General features: G+C 43.2%; 17 protein-coding genes. 6 read left to right on the top strand and 11 right to left on the bottom strand.

Features of this window, described 5'->3' with window-relative positions:
- Positions 1 to 78: 78 nt before the first annotated feature.
- Positions 79 to 372 (top strand): 4a-hydroxytetrahydrobiopterin dehydratase, encoded by a 294-nt coding sequence (locus PSBA01_RS05360; RefSeq protein ID WP_071002546.1) that lies wholly within the window; start codon positions 79 to 81, stop codon positions 370 to 372.
- 110 nt (positions 373 to 482) lie between these two features.
- Here the strand turns inward: PSBA01_RS05360 and PSBA01_RS05365 are convergent, their stop codons facing one another.
- On the bottom strand, positions 483 to 638 hold the full coding sequence (locus tag PSBA01_RS05365; RefSeq protein WP_021814049.1) for a DUF1328 domain-containing protein: 156 nt from the start codon (positions 636 to 638) through the stop codon (positions 483 to 485).
- Between the two features lie 426 nt (positions 639 to 1,064).
- On the opposite strand from PSBA01_RS05365, the gene PSBA01_RS05370 reads away from it, so the two are divergent.
- Positions 1,065 to 2,351, top strand: coding sequence for a saccharopine dehydrogenase family protein (locus PSBA01_RS05370; protein WP_186475270.1), 1,287 nt, complete (start codon positions 1,065 to 1,067; stop codon positions 2,349 to 2,351).
- Between the two features lie 722 nt (positions 2,352 to 3,073).
- Positions 3,074 to 3,667, top strand: coding sequence for a hypothetical protein (locus PSBA01_RS05375; RefSeq protein ID WP_071002549.1), 594 nt, complete (start codon positions 3,074 to 3,076; stop codon positions 3,665 to 3,667).
- Positions 3,668 to 3,782: 115 nt separating this feature from the next.
- Here PSBA01_RS05375 and PSBA01_RS05380 read toward each other — a convergent pair whose 3' ends face one another.
- The gene (locus PSBA01_RS05380) at positions 3,783 to 6,326 is read right to left on the bottom strand and encodes a Tex family protein (protein WP_186475271.1); all 2,544 of its coding nucleotides are present in this window, start codon (positions 6,324 to 6,326) and stop codon (positions 3,783 to 3,785) included.
- 376 nt (positions 6,327 to 6,702) lie between these two features.
- Here PSBA01_RS05380 and ompR point away from each other — a divergent pair, with 376 nt between their 5' ends.
- Both ompR and PSBA01_RS05390 read left to right on the top strand, forming a co-directional pair.
- Positions 6,703 to 7,461: a two-component system response regulator OmpR gene (gene ompR / locus PSBA01_RS05385; protein ID WP_071002551.1), complete on the top strand. Its 759-nt coding sequence runs from the start codon at positions 6,703 to 6,705 to the stop codon at positions 7,459 to 7,461.
- Between the two features lie 67 nt (positions 7,462 to 7,528).
- A complete protein-coding gene (locus PSBA01_RS05390) occupies positions 7,529 to 8,755 on the top strand; it encodes a GTP-binding protein (RefSeq protein ID WP_186475449.1) in 1,227 nt (408 codons plus the stop codon).
- A gap of 71 nt (positions 8,756 to 8,826) precedes the next feature.
- On the opposite strand, the gene PSBA01_RS05395 is transcribed toward PSBA01_RS05390, so the two are convergent.
- From PSBA01_RS05395 to ubiG, 4 genes are all read right to left on the bottom strand, one after another.
- The gene (locus PSBA01_RS05395) at positions 8,827 to 9,093 is read right to left on the bottom strand and encodes a DksA/TraR family C4-type zinc finger protein (RefSeq protein WP_058023989.1); all 267 of its coding nucleotides are present in this window, start codon (positions 9,091 to 9,093) and stop codon (positions 8,827 to 8,829) included.
- Between the two features lie 150 nt (positions 9,094 to 9,243).
- Entirely contained in the window at positions 9,244 to 10,080 is an 837-nt protein-coding gene (locus PSBA01_RS05400) for a YciK family oxidoreductase (protein WP_186475272.1), read from the bottom strand.
- 98 nt (positions 10,081 to 10,178) lie between these two features.
- Positions 10,179 to 10,889 carry an HAD family hydrolase gene (locus tag PSBA01_RS05405; RefSeq protein WP_186475273.1) on the bottom strand — a complete coding sequence of 237 codons (711 nt, stop codon included), beginning with the start codon at positions 10,887 to 10,889 and terminating at the stop codon, positions 10,179 to 10,181.
- A 69-nt stretch (positions 10,890 to 10,958) separates the two neighbouring features.
- Positions 10,959 to 11,807 carry a bifunctional 2-polyprenyl-6-hydroxyphenol methylase/3-demethylubiquinol 3-O-methyltransferase UbiG gene (ubiG, locus tag PSBA01_RS05410; RefSeq protein WP_186475274.1) on the bottom strand — a complete coding sequence of 283 codons (849 nt, stop codon included), beginning with the start codon at positions 11,805 to 11,807 and terminating at the stop codon, positions 10,959 to 10,961.
- Positions 11,808 to 12,307: 500 nt separating this feature from the next.
- Between ubiG and PSBA01_RS05415 the strand changes: the two genes are divergently transcribed.
- Entirely contained in the window at positions 12,308 to 12,928 is a 621-nt protein-coding gene (locus PSBA01_RS05415; protein WP_058023985.1) for a thiol:disulfide interchange protein DsbA/DsbL, read from the top strand.
- 128 nt (positions 12,929 to 13,056) lie between these two features.
- Here PSBA01_RS05415 and yjgA read toward each other — a convergent pair whose 3' ends face one another.
- From yjgA to folK, 5 genes are all read right to left on the bottom strand, one after another.
- Positions 13,057 to 13,569 (bottom strand): ribosome biogenesis factor YjgA, encoded by a 513-nt coding sequence (gene yjgA / locus PSBA01_RS05420; RefSeq protein ID WP_075105814.1) that lies wholly within the window; start codon positions 13,567 to 13,569, stop codon positions 13,057 to 13,059.
- A gap of 48 nt (positions 13,570 to 13,617) precedes the next feature.
- Complete coding sequence (rapZ, locus tag PSBA01_RS05425) at positions 13,618 to 14,598, bottom strand: RNase adapter RapZ (protein ID WP_186475275.1); 981 nt, start codon at positions 14,596 to 14,598, stop codon at positions 13,618 to 13,620.
- A 50-nt stretch (positions 14,599 to 14,648) separates the two neighbouring features.
- A complete protein-coding gene (gene panC, locus PSBA01_RS05430; RefSeq protein WP_186475276.1) occupies positions 14,649 to 15,551 on the bottom strand; it encodes a pantoate--beta-alanine ligase in 903 nt (300 codons plus the stop codon).
- Positions 15,552 to 15,601: 50 nt separating this feature from the next.
- Entirely contained in the window at positions 15,602 to 16,402 is an 801-nt protein-coding gene (gene panB, locus PSBA01_RS05435; protein WP_186475277.1) for a 3-methyl-2-oxobutanoate hydroxymethyltransferase, read from the bottom strand.
- Between the two features lie 118 nt (positions 16,403 to 16,520).
- On the bottom strand, positions 16,521 to 17,042 hold the full coding sequence (gene folK / locus PSBA01_RS05440) for a 2-amino-4-hydroxy-6-hydroxymethyldihydropteridine diphosphokinase (protein ID WP_223334360.1): 522 nt from the start codon (positions 17,040 to 17,042) through the stop codon (positions 16,521 to 16,523).

Below are 17,042 nucleotides of genomic sequence, written 5' to 3' on the forward strand. Positions count from 1 at the left end.
GCAGCAATTTTAGATTAGGAGATCCATCCCAATATAACTTTTAATAAACCAATCCGTATAACAATAAAGGTTATTAATATGAGTAGTTTATCTGACAAGCAAATTGATCTACAGTTAGAAGAGCTTGCTGGTTGGCAGCGTGATGGCAATAGTATCGTCAAGACCTATCACTTCAGCGATTTTATTGAGGCGATGAGTTTTATGAACCAAGCGGCATTTTATGCTGAAGCACTCGAACATCATCCGGAATGGCGTAATATATACAATATAGTCGAGGTACGCCTAACCAATCAGGACACCGGCGGCGTTTCTAGTTTGGACATTCGCCTTGCAAAACGCATGGAGCATATCGTGCAACCCAAACGTCTATAGCCTTATATTTCTGTTAAATGAGTAACTGAAGTGCTTTAGTTGAACATAAGAAAAGACCCTCAATTGAGGGTCTTTTTTTATACTGGATTTTTTATAGTAATAAGCTGTGTTTACATTTTGCGACTGACAAATGCCACAATAAATAAAATCACAGCGACTGCTAAGAAGATGTATGCCAGATTAGCAGACAGTCCTGCGACGCCGCCAAATCCTAATAAACTTGCTAGCAGTGCGATTACTGCAAAGATAATAGCCCAACGAAACATAATATTCTCCTCAAATAATTGTTAAAAATCAGATAGTAAACTTTATATAGTATTGATTTAATATAGTATTGATTTAACTTTTTTTTCTAGTACCAGTCATATCTGCTTACAAACATAGATTAGCAATATTTCTCTTTAAACAACGTGCATTTTAGTAATGATGTCAGTAGATTATGTAAAGTTTGTAGCAAGTGTTAACACCTTTTATTTTTTCTTGTGTCTATAAACATATTATTTAGGATGATGAGCACCTTATTTGCTAAATTATTGATTGTCTTATGATTGCATATAAATAACATCAAAAATTTCTGAAAAAGAGATTTGGCAATGAAAACTGTCGCGACCCCATAAACTTCTAACTTATTCAGACCACTTGGTTTATAGTTTAAAGTCACATTATCATCCAATATATTAAGGACAATACTTATGAGTACCGAGACGGATACCGCAAAACCCGCACAACAAGATACTAGCGACAACCGCCCTTATGCCGTCATCTTATATGGCGCAACGAGCTTTGTCGGACAAATAACCGCTCACTACTTAACCAATTTTTTATCCAATGCTAAAAATAAAGATGGCTCTAATGTCACTTGGGCAATTGCAGGACGTGATGAAGAAAAACTCAATGAGCTACAGTCGAAACTTGAGAGCAAAGTAGATATTATCATTGCCAATAGTAAAGACTCTGTCAGCCTTGATAAGATGACCAAACAGACACAAGTCATCATCTCAACCGTCGGCCCTTATCTCAAATATGGCGAACCTCTTATCAAATCTTGCGCTGAAAATGGTGCCGATTACGTCGACCTTACTGGTGAAGCGATTTTTATCAAAGACATGATGGACAAATATCAAGATACTGCCAAGCAAAGCGGCGCACGGATTGTCAACTCTTGCGGCTTTGATTCTATCCCATCAGATTTGGGCGTGTACTTTACGCAGACCAAAGCAGAAGAGAAGTTCGGAGAAGCTTGTAACGTGATTCACATGCGAGTAAAAGCGGCAAAAGGTGGTATATCTGGTGGTACGATTGCCTCGATGGCTACGATATTCGAAGAAGTTGGTGAAGATAAATCACGCCGTAAGCAAGTGGCCAACCCTTATCTACTAAACGATGACACAGATGTGCCCAATGTACGGCAAGACAATGTCAGCAAACCAGAATACGACAGCACCCATAAACGTTGGTTGGCGCCCTTTGTGATGGCGAGTATCAACACACGTATTGTCCATCGCAGTAACCAGCTACTCGGTTACGAATACGGTCGCGATTTTAAATATGACGAAGCCATGTGGATGAAAGATGGTGTCAAAGGTAAGTTATCAAGCTACGCGATGAGCGCGGGTCTACTAGGATTTGCCACTGCCATGATGATTAAACCAAGCCGTGAGTTATTGTCCAAGCATGTTCTGCCCAAAGCAGGCACAGGCCCTTCTAAGGATGAGCAGGAAAATGGCTACTTTGATATTCGCCATTTCGGTCAAACAGCTAAAAACGACACCATCACGGTCAAAGTTACCGGCGATAAAGATCCTGGTTACGGTAGCACTTCTCGTATGCTCGCGCAGGCAGCATTATGTCTGGCACAAGATATCAGTAAAGAAGACGTTGGCGGCGGATTCTGGACGCCTGCCTCTGCGATGGGTGATAAGCTCATAGCCCGTTTAGAAGAACATTCAGGTCTAAGCTTTGAAGTTATCGATGGTTAACCGAATGTAAAACATTTAAATAATGATTTATTAATGCTGATGATTTTCATGACCGTATCTTGATAACAAGGTGCGGTTTTTTAATACGCAAATTTTATAGCGCTCATCTATCATATTAGCGAATGCTAATAGCGTATTTTTTGGTAATCAATGTTGCGGTTTTTCGATTTTTTAGTACATTATGCTACAGATTTTTAGTCTAATGGCACAGCCATATTCTCCTCAATACGCTAGGACAAAATACATTACGGTTTGATTGTTATAGAGAATATTCATTTAAAAATTTTAATCAAAGTTCACTTCAAAAAACATCATCTAGTAAAAATATTTCTCTAAAATAATGTTATTGATCGAATTGATATTAGTCAAAATTTTCCAGTAGTTCGTGTGCCAGATAAAGGTTTTTAGCAGCCTGTTATCGATACAAATACTGGTAAATCTATCATTGTTGAATAAAATAGATCCAAATGCTTACTTCATTTCTTAAATGAGATGTGGGCTTAATAGTTTCATAACGTCACAACAATACACCAAGCTGTTAGAACCTTAATGAGTTTACTACTGAAATGTCTGTTATATAACTGGTACTTTGTTTTTACAAATTATAGTAAGGTCTAACCAAAATTAGGCTGTCCTCAATTATCTGCATTTTAGACATAATTATATATAGATATGGCAGCTGTTTTTAATCATTGTTCATTTATCGAATTTGGAGTTTTATAATGAAAAAGAATATTTTATCGTTAATTTTAGGTACTACACTTGCATTGCCTACACTTGCAATGGCTATGCCGACCAACAGCAGTGATTCTATGCAATCACGTATGCCAAGTAGCTCTGTTAAAAGCAATGTACAAGTCGGTGTAGAAGGACCAACTGGTAAATTGGGAGCTGCACAGTCTAGTCAGGTCAACATCAATAACTCTAGCAATAAGATGAATGACTCTCGTAGCGAGATGAATGATTCGAACAAGGGTATGAACAACTCTGACAACAGAATGAACGAATCGAATAACAAGATGAATGATAAGTCTGGCACTATGAGCAATAGTAATATGCCTACAATGAACGGCAATATGCCAGCGACAACGGGTGCAGCTTCTTCACAGTCTACCCAACGTACACAAACGCCAAATATGCAGCACAGTAATTCAAACTATCAGCCATTAATTGCAGGTGAAGCCGCTTCTAACAATAAAACGGCAAATGCTACTAGTACCTTACAAGAAAAGAAAAAAGACCGTCGTGGTGAGCTTTTAGCGACTCAGCCTGGTCAAGTGGAATTTAACGAAAACCGTCGTTTCACCATTCGTTAATAATGACAGTGCTTGATTGAATAGTATGATTAACAGTTTACTACTATCAATAAGTGACATATAAAAAGGCAGCCAATTGGCTGCCTTTTTTGTTGCACACGGCTATAAATTTTGGCTATTTCTTAGTTTTAGTCACGCCAGCTTCTTGTAACAAGGCGCCAAGTGTACCCATTTTACTAGGTGCTTGCGCTTTATCGTTTTTGATCGGTTTGCTACGGTTACTATTCGTATTGTCCTGACGTTTACCACGTGGCTTAGACGAACGCTGATCAGCAGCAGAACGACTATTATTTGCACGGTCACTATTCGCCTGATTACGGCGTGGACGGCTCACTTTTTCACCATCTGTACTGGTTGCAGTAGACTTAGCAGCCGTACGGACAGGTTTTTCAGACTCAGGCTTCATACTAAATCCGATACGACCACGTTTTTCATCGATAGAAATAACACGAACCGATACGATATCACCAGGTTTGACGCGGTTCATGGGATCTGCGACAAAGTCATTGGCCATCTGAGAGATATGGACCAAACCATCCTGATGTACACCGACATCAACGAAACAACCAAAAGCCGTTACGTTAGTGACCACGCCTTCAAGCTGCATACCTTCGCTCAAATCTTTGATGCTATTGACATCATCACGGAAGTTAGCCGTTTTAAATTCAGGACGTGGATCGCGTGCAGGTTTAGCAAGCTCTTCGATAATCGCTTTTACGCTGACATTATCATCGTTAGCAGCCAGCGCAGTCGTATCGATAGCATTCAGTACACCATCGTTACCGATGACTTCTGATAAAGGCTTGCCGGCTTGTGCGAGTAAGCTATCAACCAAGGCATAGCTCTCTGGATGCACGCCCGTTGCATCTAATGGATTGCTACCATTACGAATACGTAAGAAACCTGCTGCTTGCTCAAACGTCTTAGCGCCTAGACGTGGAACATTTTTGAGTGCTTCACGGCTATCAAATGCCCCGTGCTCGCGGCGATAAGTCACGATTTGCTGCGCCACATTACGGTTCAGACCCGCGATATGTGCCAAAATAGCAGGACTCGCTGTATTCACATCCACACCAACCGCATTCACGCTATCTTGAGTCACTTTATCAAGACTATCTGCCAGCTGGTTTTGGTTCACGTCGTGCTGATACTGACCTACACCGATGGCTTTTGGATCGACTTTGACAAGCTCTGATAACGGATCTTGCAAGCGACGTGCGATAGACACCGCACCGCGCACCGACACGTCTAAATTGGCAAGCTCATCACTAGCAAGCTCGCTCGCCGAATAGACGGAAGCGCCTGATTCATTGACGATGACAGCTTTGGCTTTAAGTGCAGCGTTCGCGGCCAAAATCTCTTTAATCATTGCATCGGTTTCGCGACTTGCCGTACCATTACCGATAGCGACCAAATCAACATCATAAGTACTTAATAGCTCATCAATGACTTTTTTGGCTTCATCCATTTTGTTGTCAGGGGCAAACGGATAAACGGTTGCGATGACAGGTTTTTCTTCGCTATCTGACATGACATGACCTTGCGCATCCACAATGGCCATTTTTACGCCATGACGGATACCAGGATCGACACCTAAGATCACTTTAGAGCCTGCTGGTGCAGCCATCAATAAATGCTGTAAGTTACTAGCGAACACATCAATCGCATCTGCTTCTGCAGCTAGGCGCTTTTCGGTCAGTAAGCGGTGCTCGATATGTGGACGCCATTTGTCTTTCCACAAACTACTGGCCGCCTCTGTCAAAAACTCACGGCGTGCTGCTGGCGCTTTGGCATCGACATCGAAATGATTGATAATTTTTTCGATAAATGGTGCGTCTTCGCCTTCGATTTTTAGACCCAAGACGTTTTCTTGACGACCACGTAACATCGCTAATAGGCGATGGTTTGGCAGTCGAGCCAGGCTTTCGCTATGCTCAAAGTAGTCTTTGAACTTTTCGCCAACTTCACGCTTTTCTTCGCTCGCAACGCTCGATACGATACTGGCAGTTTTGGCAAAACCATTGCGTAAGTTGTCCAACAACCCCAATGCTTGCGTCCACTCATCAACGATAATGGCTTGCACACCAGCAAGCTGCTTGTCGATATCGCTAAAGTCAACGTCGATCTCATTACCACTATCATCAGTGATACTTGACTGAACTTGATAATCAGCCAGCGCCTCTGTCGGGGTGATCTCTTGCGTCAAGACAGCTTGCGCAGCAGCATCGAGTCCAGCGGCACGTGCTTTGGCAGCCGGTGAACGACGACGCGGACGATATGGCAGATAGATGTCTTCAAGCTCAAGCTTAGACGTCGCGTTATCGATACGCGTCTGTAGCTCATCGGTCAAATTGCCCTGTGTGCTCAGTAGCTCAGTGATTTTGAGGCGACGGGTGGCCATGTCACGCTCATAATTCAAAGACTTCTCGAGAGCACGCAGCTGTGCGTCGTCAAGGTTTTGCGTTTTTTCTTTGCGGTAACGCGCAATGAAAGGAACCGTTGCGCCTTCATCATAAAGCTTCACAAACGCATTGACTTGAGCAGTCTTAATGCCAAGCGCGCGAGCAAGCTTGTCGTGAATATTCGCGTGTGTGGTTGCATCCAAAACCTGTGCATTTGTCGAGGTTTGAGATGACGTTAAGGTATCAGTGCTACTCATATACGTATCAATCGTTGAGAAATGTAGTTTTGCATTATAGCAAAAGCTGCATGAATAAAAATCCTTTTTATCTTTTCGTTAATTATCGCCTGTTTTGCGGCATAAAACGTTTTATATCAAACGTTCTGTAGCCTTGTTAAACAAACGCATACAGCATTTATTCTTATGAGTGATGCAATTCGCAGTGCAATCTTATACACTAAAGTATCCATAGCACAAATATTGAGATGTGCTGATATATTGAACAATAGTTTTTGGTTTTATGACGTGCTTGTTTTGATCCATCATTAAATAACGATAATTAATGGCAGTGTTTTACTCATCGCTTTTTACTCGTCATTTCTGCTAACAATAATTTTTATAAGAGGATGCCTGTATGACTGATAACAACAGCCCCGATACTTTGACTCAGCGTATTTTAGTTGTCGATGATGACGCTCGCCTGCGCTCTTTGCTACAGCGCTTCTTAGAAGACGATGGTTTTGTCGTTCGTACTGCCCATGATGGTAGTCAGATGGACAAACTCATGCAACGTGAGCTCTTCTCTTTGGTTGTGTTAGATTTGATGCTACCGGGCGAAGACGGTATTAGCATCTGTAAGCGCCTACGTGCGGACAATGCGGATATTCCGATCATTATGCTGACTGCTAAAGGTGGCGATGCTGACCGTATCGCAGGTTTGGAAGCGGGTGCAGATGATTACCTGCCTAAGCCGTTTAACCCAAAAGAGCTATTGGCGCGTATCAAAGCCGTCTTGCGTCGTCAGAACCGTGAGCTTCCAGGGGCACCAAGTCACCAATTAGAAGTGGTTGAATTTGGTCCATGGACACTAGATCTATCGACTCGCACGCTCAAACGTGATGGGAATGTCGTCACTTTGACGACAGGTGAGTTTTCGGTGTTAAAGGCTTTAGTTCAGCATCCACGTGAGCCGTTGACCCGTGACAAGTTGATGAACCTTGCTCGTGGTCGTGAGTGGGGTGCGATGGAGCGCTCTATCGATGTGCAAGTATCACGCTTGCGTCGCTTGATTGAAGACAACCCTTCGCAAGCCCGTTATATTCAAACGGTTTGGGGTGTGGGCTATGTATTCGTTCCTGATGAAGCTGAGGTAGAAACCGTCAAGAGTGAATAACCTTTGACTGATGACATTTCTTTTAATATAGGCCGTGTTTGATTATTCACAAACACGTGCCAATATGATGAGCATATCTGTGAAAAACCCTATTATTTTTCAAAACATACCCTGCACGTTAGTGACAGGGTTTTTAGGTGCTGGCAAAACCACCGTCATCAATCACCTACTTGCCACAAAACCTAATGACGAGCGCTGGGCGCTATTAATCAATGAGTTTGGCCGTATCGGTATTGATGGTGCACTATTGGCAAGCTCTCAAGATAACGATCTTGAGCAACAGAATATCGCCATGCGTGAAGTCAGTGGCGGCTGTATTTGCTGTACCAGTCAACTGCCCTTACAAATTGCGATCAGTCGTCTGCTTAATGACCATCACCCGCGAAGACTGCTTATTGAACCCACAGGATTGGCACATCCACGCGAGCTGATATTACAGCTCAGTGCGCCGCATTGGCAAACCGCACTACAGATGAATGCGGTGATAACTGTACTGAGTGGCGAGCAGTGGCAACAGATTAAGTATCGTGACCATGAGGGTTTTCAAGCGCATGTGCGTGATGCCGATGTGCTGATCGTCAATCGCTATGATCAACTAAGTAGTAGCGAAAAACACACCTTGATAGAGTGGATAGCCACGCTAAACTCACATGCAAAAATCATTTGGGCAGTATCCGAACTAACAACTGAGACAAAAGACGCATCAAACACCCCATTAACCAAGGAATACATAGCAGGTCTAAACTACCAACTCGACAAGCCCAGCCATATCATTGCAAATCAACGTAAAATCAGTATCACTCATCTTCACAAACCGATGATCGGCTTGCAGTCTCAAACCCATTCTTTAGCAACTGTACCATCATCGAGTTCATCTACCGATGAGACAGAAGCTCAGGCTAGTGCTAATAGTGATCTGCCCTATCGCTATCATGAAGAGCAGCAGGATTTTCAGTTGGCTGGATGGCGATTACCCGCTCATTACCAACTAAACGCTGACGATTTGCAGAATTGGTTGTTAGCATTGCCAAATTGGCAACGTATCAAAGGCGTGGTTCATACTTCTGATGGCTGGCTGCAGATCAATTTTAACCCTGGTAGTCTAACCACCAGAACTATTAATCCACAGTCTGATAGTCGGCTAGAAATCATTTTGCAACTAGGCAATGCTGTAGATACAGATGCTGTCGATACAGCTACAGAAAAAACAGAAACTGAGCATGATGCCAAAGCGTCAGCAGCTTCTATAAATTGGGAGGATTGCGATCGCGAACTGATGGCAATGGTTATATAGCAACAGACAGAAAAAGGGCGGGCATTGCTATGTTATCTAGCAATGCCCGCCCTTTTGCTTTCTTCTTCCTTTTAGCGCAATTGGCTGTCTTTACTGCCGCGACGATTAAATAGCTCCACCGCCTTTGCCTCTTGCTCAAGCGCTGTCTGACAACTGACGCAATGCTGGATACCAGGCACCGCTAGTCGCCGCGCCTCCGGAATAGAATTACCGCATTCGTCACAAAACTCTGCACTCACACCTGTTGGCAATGAGCGTCTTGCGCGCTCTAACGCATCATTGACCGTTGCATCCATTTGCTCATGCTCAGCACCATCTCTTGACCAGCCACCTGCCATAATTTTATCCTATTTGTTTTTTATTAGTCATTATTTTATATATAACTTCTTTAATAACAAATATATGGGGCTAGATACGACTGATTACAACCTAATAATCGTCGCAATATCATAAATAGAACATGACCACATAAAGCAAAAATATCACTGTTAATCTTTTGGCTGCAACTCAACAACTTGCCCGCGCACCCCAATACTGGCATCACTCATCAAACAGACGTAGCCTGCCATAATATCTTCAGGTGTTTTTAAGCTCATAGGGTTCTCCCCTGGATAAGCATGAGCGCGCATATTGGTGCGAGTAGCACCCGGATTGATACAGTTAAAGCGCAGGTTGGTGGTGTTTTGAGTTTCTTGCGTGAAGATATCACTCATACCTTCAACCGCTTGCTTAGAGAGCGCATAAGCGCCCCAAAACGCACGAGGATGCGTACCTACAGTGCTAGACGTAAAGACGATAGAGCCATGATCGGCATCTTTTAGCAGTGGTAGCAATGCTTGGGTGAGCATAAAGGTCGCTGTAAAGTTAACCTTCATGACTTGAGCGAATGTATCAACGTCATACATCTCAAGTGGCGTCAATTGCCCAAGCACACCCGCATTATGCAAAATACCATCCAGCTGACCAACTTCTTTATCAATCAATCCTTCTAGCTGCTGCATTTCAGCATAGGTCGCCCCTTCTAGATTCATCGGCAACATAGCAGGCTGTTTACCGCCAAGGCTCTCAATCTCGTCATAGACATACTCGAGCTTGCTGCTGGTACGACCTAGTAGTAATACTGTAGCGCCATAGCGAGCATAGGTTAATGCTGCAACACGGCCAATGCCATCCCCTGCACCTGTCACTAAGATAGTTTTTCCATCTAGACAATGAGTAGGTGGCACAAAATTGCGAATATCGTCATGAGTCAAAGGTTGAGTAAGACTTTGAACGTTTTTTTGGTTGTTTGTCTGATTAGCTGGCTGATTGATATTGTCACTCATGGTATTACTCACTACTTATCGTTGAATCATTAAAATATATGCTTATCAGTATGAACTCAAGATGACTCATACTGACCATTTACTACCCAAAAACCAGTCTATAAATACTCAAATTTGCCAGAAGAAAGCAGCAATTTTTTCAACTGCTCAGGGGTCTCAACAATATAGTCAGCTCCCCACTTTTTTAGCGTTTTTTGATCTTCAGGCGGAATATAACCATAAGCGGCCAAAATGGTTGGCATGCCAGCGGCGTTGCCCGCTTCAATATCACGGATATGATCGCCCACATAGAGCACAGAGCCAGCAGCACCGCGAGGGATGCCCAGTTTCTCTAGGGCCATATACATCGGCTCAGGATCCGGTTTTGAGCGTGATACATCGTCTGGACAGACCAAAGCGGCACAGCGCTCATCAAGTTGCATTTTATTGAGCAGTTTTTCTGCCAGATAGCGGGGCTTGTTGGTGACAATACCCCACGGTACGCCTTTGCTCTCTAGATCTGCCAGCACCGCGTCAAGGCTATCAAACAAGCAGCTATCGACACAGATGTCGGCTTCATAGTCATCTAGGAACTGTTGACGAAAATTAAGTAACTCGTCCTCGCCAACCTCTAGCTGATCGTTATGTCTGAGCATTAATTGCACCATAGCGGATGCACCCGCAGAGACTTGCTCACGAATATCTGTCTCAAGCGGCGCTTGCCAATTATTTTCAAGGCTCATTTTACCAATGATACGCACAAAATCTGCAGCAGTATCGATTAACGTGCCATCAAGGTCAAATAAAACAGCTTTTACAAATTGGCTCATAGTGAATGCTCTTGAGATTGATAACGTGTTTAATAAAAATACAATGGATATCGCTGGTCACTGATAATGTTAACCCAGTGGCTTTTGAACGGCGATCATATAATTGACATCGACATTTTGGGCGAGCCAATAGCGCTTAGTAAGCGGATTGTAATGCAAACCGATGATATCTTGGCGTGCAAATCCTGTATTGATGGCCATTTTGTCTAGCTCAGCTGGCGTGATAAATTTGGCATAATCATGCGTACCGCGATCAAGCAATCGCAATACATACTCTGCCCCAACGATGGCAAACAAATACGATTTTGGGTTGCGATTGATGGTTGAGAGCACGCAGACGCCGCCAGGGGCTAGTAGCTCATAACACGCTTGTACAATTGAGCTAGGATCAGGCACATGCTCCAGCATCTCCATACAGGTCACTACATCGAATTGACCTGCATGCGTTTTTGCTAGCTCTTCAACTGAAATATGCTGATAGCGCAATGTGTTCTCTAACCCGCCCTGTGAGGCATGTACGGTTGCGGCCTTGAGGTTTTCAGTGCCCAAATCAATCCCTGTCACATCCGCACCGCGGCGCGCCATAGATTCCGACAATATGCCACCGCCGCATCCTACGTCCAGTACCTTTTTACCAGAGAGCCCTTGCTCTGCTGTTTTGATCGCGCCAGTGTTGTTGCCATTGTTAGCGTCGTTTTGATAACCCCGTTTGACGTTTTCTTCTATCCAATTTAAGCGTAATGGATTGATTTCATGTAAGGTTGCAAATGCACCTGTATTGCTCCACCATTCACTCGCCAAGTTGTTAAATTTTTCGACTTCGCTGGGATCGACGTTTATCGTATTTGTTACTGTATCATCGAAGCGGTTTTTGGTTGTATCGCTCGATGTTGGCGAAGAAGATAAGGCTGAGCTCATAGTATTTCCTTTGTTGTCGTTATCATTATTATCGTAGAAAGTGCACGATTATGTGTTCAATATTATCATGAGCGCAGCTTCTTTGTCGTAAGTACATCGTCACTGATTGTGAATAGACTGGGCAAACACCTAAGTTTGTGTGCCAGCTGCTTTGTAATAGCGCCGTTATACGGCCTATTATAAAAATATTCATTCATATTATCGACAATTACTCCTAGTATAGAGAGATCTGATCTAAAAATATAAATGAGCGGATAATATTGATAAAAATACAAAGCAGCGTAAGTAAGATACCTTAAATAATAGCTAACAGCTTTACAACTGTCGGTTAAGAATCCGATTCACAAGCGCCCACGTTTTACGTTATCATAGTCGATACCTCAATATTATGTCACTTAAGTATATTGAAATTCTTCTCGCTCAGATATCATGTATTATAAGCGCCATAGATACACAAACCCTTTAACAAACTCTAAATTCCTACATCTTAAGGATAAAGTATGAAACGTGTCATTACATTGACTGGTCTGGCAATGGCCATTGGACTTGCTTCTATGGGCGCACAAGCTGCAGACTATGTCGCTGGAAAAGATTACCGTGTGCTAGACAATCCAGAGACCATCAGCGGTGATGCCATTATTGTTCGTGAGTTTTTCTGGTACGGTTGCCCGCATTGTAATATTCTCGATCCACACATGGAAAAATGGGCAAAAACCAAAGACAAAGATGTCGTATTCTTTAAAACACCAGCAGCACTAAACCCTGTTTGGGAAGCCAATGCTCGTGGTTTTTATGCCGCTCAGCTTTTAGGGTTTGAAGACAAAACCCATTCTGCCTTGTTTGATGCGATTCATAAAGATGGCAAAAAACTGTTTGATCAATCATCATTGAGCAAATGGTATGCATCAAAAGGCGTGAATGAGAAGAAATTCAACAGCCTTTACAACTCATTTGCTGTCGGTACTAAAATTGGTCGCTCACAAGAAGGCGCTAAGCGCTATCAGCTTACTGGCGTACCTGCTGTAGTCGTACAAGGCAAATATGTGGTCACAGGTGAAGATGCTAAAGTGCCTAAAGTGGTTGAATATCTAGTCGATAAAGCCCGCGCTGAAAAGAAATAACTTAAATCACGTTAGCTTGAATAACATCATTTACGTGCGATAATATCTATATGACACACTAAAAAGCCAATCATTCATTGATTGGCTTTTTTGCGTTCTAAAATCTAATCGATATTACTATCGTATATCTATTTTTTCAATTGCGACAAGATCGCCACTTCGCGAATATAAGTTGCCAAGTCTTCTTTTGATTCCGCCATCAACTCATCATCTTGCATATGCTTGGCGTATTCAATCCACAATAGTAACTGATACATACTATTATGTTCAGAGGCTTTGTATTGTTTGACAAATTGCTTGAGCGTTCCCTCATCATTGATATTTAGGCGATCGTACCAACTTTCAATTTTAGACACTTGCTCTTTAGGAAAAAATGCATCAAACAATGCCTTGACCAACTCGTGGCGATTTTCTTCGCTGATGAGCTTACCGACGCGTTTGGTCTGACGGTTACGAGCATTGGCGCTGGTAATATCGGCCAATGCCATGAGCTCCGCCATAAAATAATCACTGGCTGGCAAAGTTTTTAGCTGTTTTTTTGATAGGCCAGCGAGCGGTATAGACAGTTGCTGCAAGCGCTCATGAGATTTTTTGAGCTCTGTGCGCGAAACGCGCATATCTTGTTCTGACCAGTCAATCATAAAAGCTTTCCAAAATAATAAGTAATAAATTAATAGTGCTGAATACAACTACCAACGACTTTTTTCGCGATGTTTTGCTAGTACCTTTACACCTTCTGGCATCGTATCAGCGAGGCGACGCTGCAAATGATCGGTGATAAATACTGAACGATGCTTACCGCCCGTACAGCCAATCGCAACGGTCACCGTATGGCGATTATTATGCAAAAACTCTGGTAGCCAACGTGTCAAAAACTTATCGATATCATCTAGCATTTCAGCCACTTCAGGATACTCTGCAAAAAACGTGCTGACTTCAGCATCGAGCCCTGTCGAGGCACGCAGCTCAGGATTCCAATGTGGATTGGGTAAAATCCTAACATCAAATACAAAGTCAGCATCAATAGGACTACCGTGCTTAAAACCAAATGACAGCAGGTTAATGACAATTTGATTGTCCATGCCAATGTGTTCGCGTAACCTGTCTTTTAACTGATGAATATTTAAAGTCGTTGTATCGATCTTGATATCTGCTTGACTGGAGATGGGCTTTAACAGCTCAACTTCTTTTTTGATCGCGGCAGGTAGATTGAATACGACATGGTTTGCATTGTCACTATCGACATCCTGAGACATGAGTGGATGTACACGGCGCGTCGCATTGAAACGCGCTATCAGGGTGCTCTCCTGCGCGGTCACATATAACACTTGAACAGCTTGATTGCCGTAAGTGTCTTTTAATGCTGCATAGGTTGCTGCAAAATTGGACAGATCCGCGCGCGGCGTTCGAATATCAACGCCAAGGGCAATGCGATTGATACCGCTCTCTTTTACCAGTTTGTGAGCGGCGCTAGGCAATAAAGACAGCGGTAAATTATCAATAGAGTAGTAACCTAAATCCTCTAAGATATTCAGTACTGAGGTTTTTCCTGAGCCTGAACGTCCTGATACCACTAAGATACTGAGTTTATCCGTTGATATTTTTGGCGCTGATATTTTTGGCGTTGTCGATGCGGCTTGATTATCGCTTTGATCCTGACTTATATCCATGGTCTACCCATTCTAGTTCATTGCATCCGATACATTATGTACCGAAGGGTTTACCCCACCACTACTAACTGATTATCCAATAAACGTGCGCGTCCCAGCCATGCTGCAACCAAAATAACAATGTTTTTATTTTCTATATTGAAAGTTGTAGAGTCACTTACGACAGAACCCAGCGCTTCAGTTTTTACTTCTAGATAATCGATCGTGAAACCTGCATCAGTAATGCGTGTACGCTTGTCTTTTAGTAGTGATTCAAACGCTTGCTGACTAATACCACCACCTTTCAACTGCTCTGCCAAATCTTGTAGCTCTCGATGCAGTATAGGCGCAACTTGTCGCTCAGATTCGGTTAAGTATTGATTACGTGAGGAGAGCGCTAGCCCATCATCAGCGCGAATAATAGGCGCACCAATAATCTCAATTGGGTAACTCAAATCACGCACCAACTGCTTAATAATAGCTAGCTGCTGATAGTCTTTTTGGCCAAATATCGCCACATCTGGTTGCACAATGTTGAAAAGCTTAGAGACAACGATACCAACGCCATCAAAATGACCAGGACGTGATTGACCACATAGTTGGCTACTAATAGCGCCAGCTAATACAGTAGTCGGTGGTGGTAATACTGGGTACATCGCATCAACGCTTGGCGCAAACACATAATCTGCACCAACAGTGGCAAGCTTAGCCACATCTTCGTCTAGTGTACGCGGATAGCTATCAAAATCCTCACCCACACCGAACTGAGTAGGATTGACAAAAACACTGACGACCACCACATCAGCGTGTTGCTTTGCGATATTTACCAGCTCAAGATGGCCCTCGTGCAGATTGCCCATCGTTGGCACTAACGCAATACGCTGCTGACGGTCTTGTTTGTCAATTTCGTGACCACGATAAGGCTGAAGCGCTGCACGTAGTGATGGGATATCATGATAAATAATTGGAGACATGGTAGTTTTTCTTATATTTCAACATTCTGATATTTGAAAGCTCAAATAGATTAGCTAAATTGATGCTGTTCAGTTGGAAAACTGCGGTCACGTACTGATTGCTGATATAACGCAAAAGCCCCTTCAATACTGCGTGCATGATTGCGCTCATCGGTCAAAAAGTCATGTACAAAACGTGGCACACGACCGTGTACCATGCCCAACATGTCATGCATCACCAGTACCTGACCATCAGTATCTGCGCCTGCACCGATGCCAATGACTGGTACAGCAACAGCATCTGTCACTGTTTTGGCAAGTGCTGCCGGCACACACTCTAGCACCAACAGCGCTGCACCAGCATCAACCACTGCCTTAGCATCAGCGAGCAATTTGTCAGCCGCTTCGTCACCGCGGCCTTGAATCTTATAGCCGCCAAAGACATTGACCGATTGCGGAGTCAAACCAAGATGTACACAAGTAGGCGTTCCTGCTTGCGCTAAAGTCGTCACCAATTCACAGAGCTCACTACCGCCTTCGACCTTAATCACATGCGCCCCTGCTTGCATCAATTGGCGGCTATTGGCAATGGCTTCTGGCAACGTCACATAACTCATGAACGGCAAGTCCGCTAAGATCAACGCATGCTGATTACTACGGGCGATATTGGCTGTGTGATATGCCATATCATTGACGGTTACAGGTAGTGTTGAGTCATGACCTTGCACGACCATACCTAGACTATCACCAATCAAAATCGTATCGATCTGTGCCTTATCCATCATCCGTGCAAACATTGAGTCATAGCACGTCAAGCAAGTAAACTTAGTACCCTCTTTTTTAAATTTATTCAACGTAGATAATGTTGTCATATGACCCTCAATTAACTTGCAATGCCTTTAATTATCAATGTCTATCATTTTAGCTAGCGTTAGTGAGCTATCATAAAAAGTATCTAATACTTAATCAGTTATGATAAGCTACTGCAGATCAGTCGTTTGATAATAATTTTAAGCCTGTCCAATCATGACTTTGTGGGTAATCAGCTATTGGTGTTTCTACGATAGTCAAATGTGGCGCTAACTCTCGCAGTGGTATTAATACAAAATTACGCTCGCATAGTCCAACGTGCGGAACCGTTAGCTGTGGTTCGGCAATCTGCATATCACCATATAGTAAAATATCGACATCTAGACTACGCTCACCCCAGCGGCGCAAACGTGCCCGCTTGGCCATGCTCTCTAACTGCTGACAAAAACTAAGCAGCTCAAAAGGCGTCATTACCGTTTCAAACCCAGCAACCGCATTGATAAAGTCTGGCTGGTCTTGTGGACCCATTGGCGCTGACGCATAAAAAGAAGACACGCTAATTTCGCGTATTTTCTCACTCTTTTTCATGCTTTCAAGCGCTTGCTGCAAATGGTCTATAGGCGAGCCCAACTCATTAGATAGATTGCTACCTAGGCCCACATAACAGGTAACCCAGTGACTATCATTCATACTGTTATTCAT

The sequence above is a fragment of the Psychrobacter sp. KCTC 72983 genome (assembly GCF_014280455.1).
In the GTDB taxonomy this organism is placed as follows: Bacteria; Pseudomonadota; Gammaproteobacteria; order Pseudomonadales; family Moraxellaceae; genus Psychrobacter; species Psychrobacter pacificensis.

Bases quoted from the DNA above. Each gene is read 5' to 3' on its own strand.
- PSBA01_RS05360 (WP_071002546.1), top strand. From the start codon at position 79: ATGAGTAGTTTATCTGACAAGCAAATTGATCTACAGTTAGAAGAGCTT.
- PSBA01_RS05365 (WP_021814049.1), bottom strand. From the start codon at position 638: ATGTTTCGTTGGGCTATTATCTTTGCAGTAATCGCACTGCTAGCAAGT.
- PSBA01_RS05370 (WP_186475270.1), top strand. From the start codon at position 1,065: ATGAGTACCGAGACGGATACCGCAAAACCCGCACAACAAGATACTAGC.
- PSBA01_RS05375 (WP_071002549.1), top strand. From the start codon at position 3,074: ATGAAAAAGAATATTTTATCGTTAATTTTAGGTACTACACTTGCATTG.
- PSBA01_RS05380 (WP_186475271.1), bottom strand. From the start codon at position 6,326: ATGAGTAGCACTGATACCTTAACGTCATCTCAAACCTCGACAAATGCA.
- ompR (WP_071002551.1), top strand. From the start codon at position 6,703: ATGACTGATAACAACAGCCCCGATACTTTGACTCAGCGTATTTTAGTT.
- PSBA01_RS05390 (WP_186475449.1), top strand. From the start codon at position 7,529: ATGAGCATATCTGTGAAAAACCCTATTATTTTTCAAAACATACCCTGC.
- PSBA01_RS05395 (WP_058023989.1), bottom strand. From the start codon at position 9,093: ATGGCAGGTGGCTGGTCAAGAGATGGTGCTGAGCATGAGCAAATGGAT.
- PSBA01_RS05400 (WP_186475272.1), bottom strand. From the start codon at position 10,080: ATGAGTGACAATATCAATCAGCCAGCTAATCAGACAAACAACCAAAAA.
- PSBA01_RS05405 (WP_186475273.1), bottom strand. From the start codon at position 10,889: ATGAGCCAATTTGTAAAAGCTGTTTTATTTGACCTTGATGGCACGTTA.
- ubiG (WP_186475274.1), bottom strand. From the start codon at position 11,807: ATGAGCTCAGCCTTATCTTCTTCGCCAACATCGAGCGATACAACCAAA.
- PSBA01_RS05415 (WP_058023985.1), top strand. From the start codon at position 12,308: ATGAAACGTGTCATTACATTGACTGGTCTGGCAATGGCCATTGGACTT.
- yjgA (WP_075105814.1), bottom strand. From the start codon at position 13,569: ATGATTGACTGGTCAGAACAAGATATGCGCGTTTCGCGCACAGAGCTC.
- rapZ (WP_186475275.1), bottom strand. From the start codon at position 14,598: ATGGATATAAGTCAGGATCAAAGCGATAATCAAGCCGCATCGACAACG.
- panC (WP_186475276.1), bottom strand. From the start codon at position 15,551: ATGTCTCCAATTATTTATCATGATATCCCATCACTACGTGCAGCGCTT.
- panB (WP_186475277.1), bottom strand. From the start codon at position 16,402: ATGACAACATTATCTACGTTGAATAAATTTAAAAAAGAGGGTACTAAG.
- folK (WP_223334360.1), bottom strand. From the start codon at position 17,042: ATGAATAACAGTATGAATGATAGTCACTGGGTTACCTGTTATGTGGGC.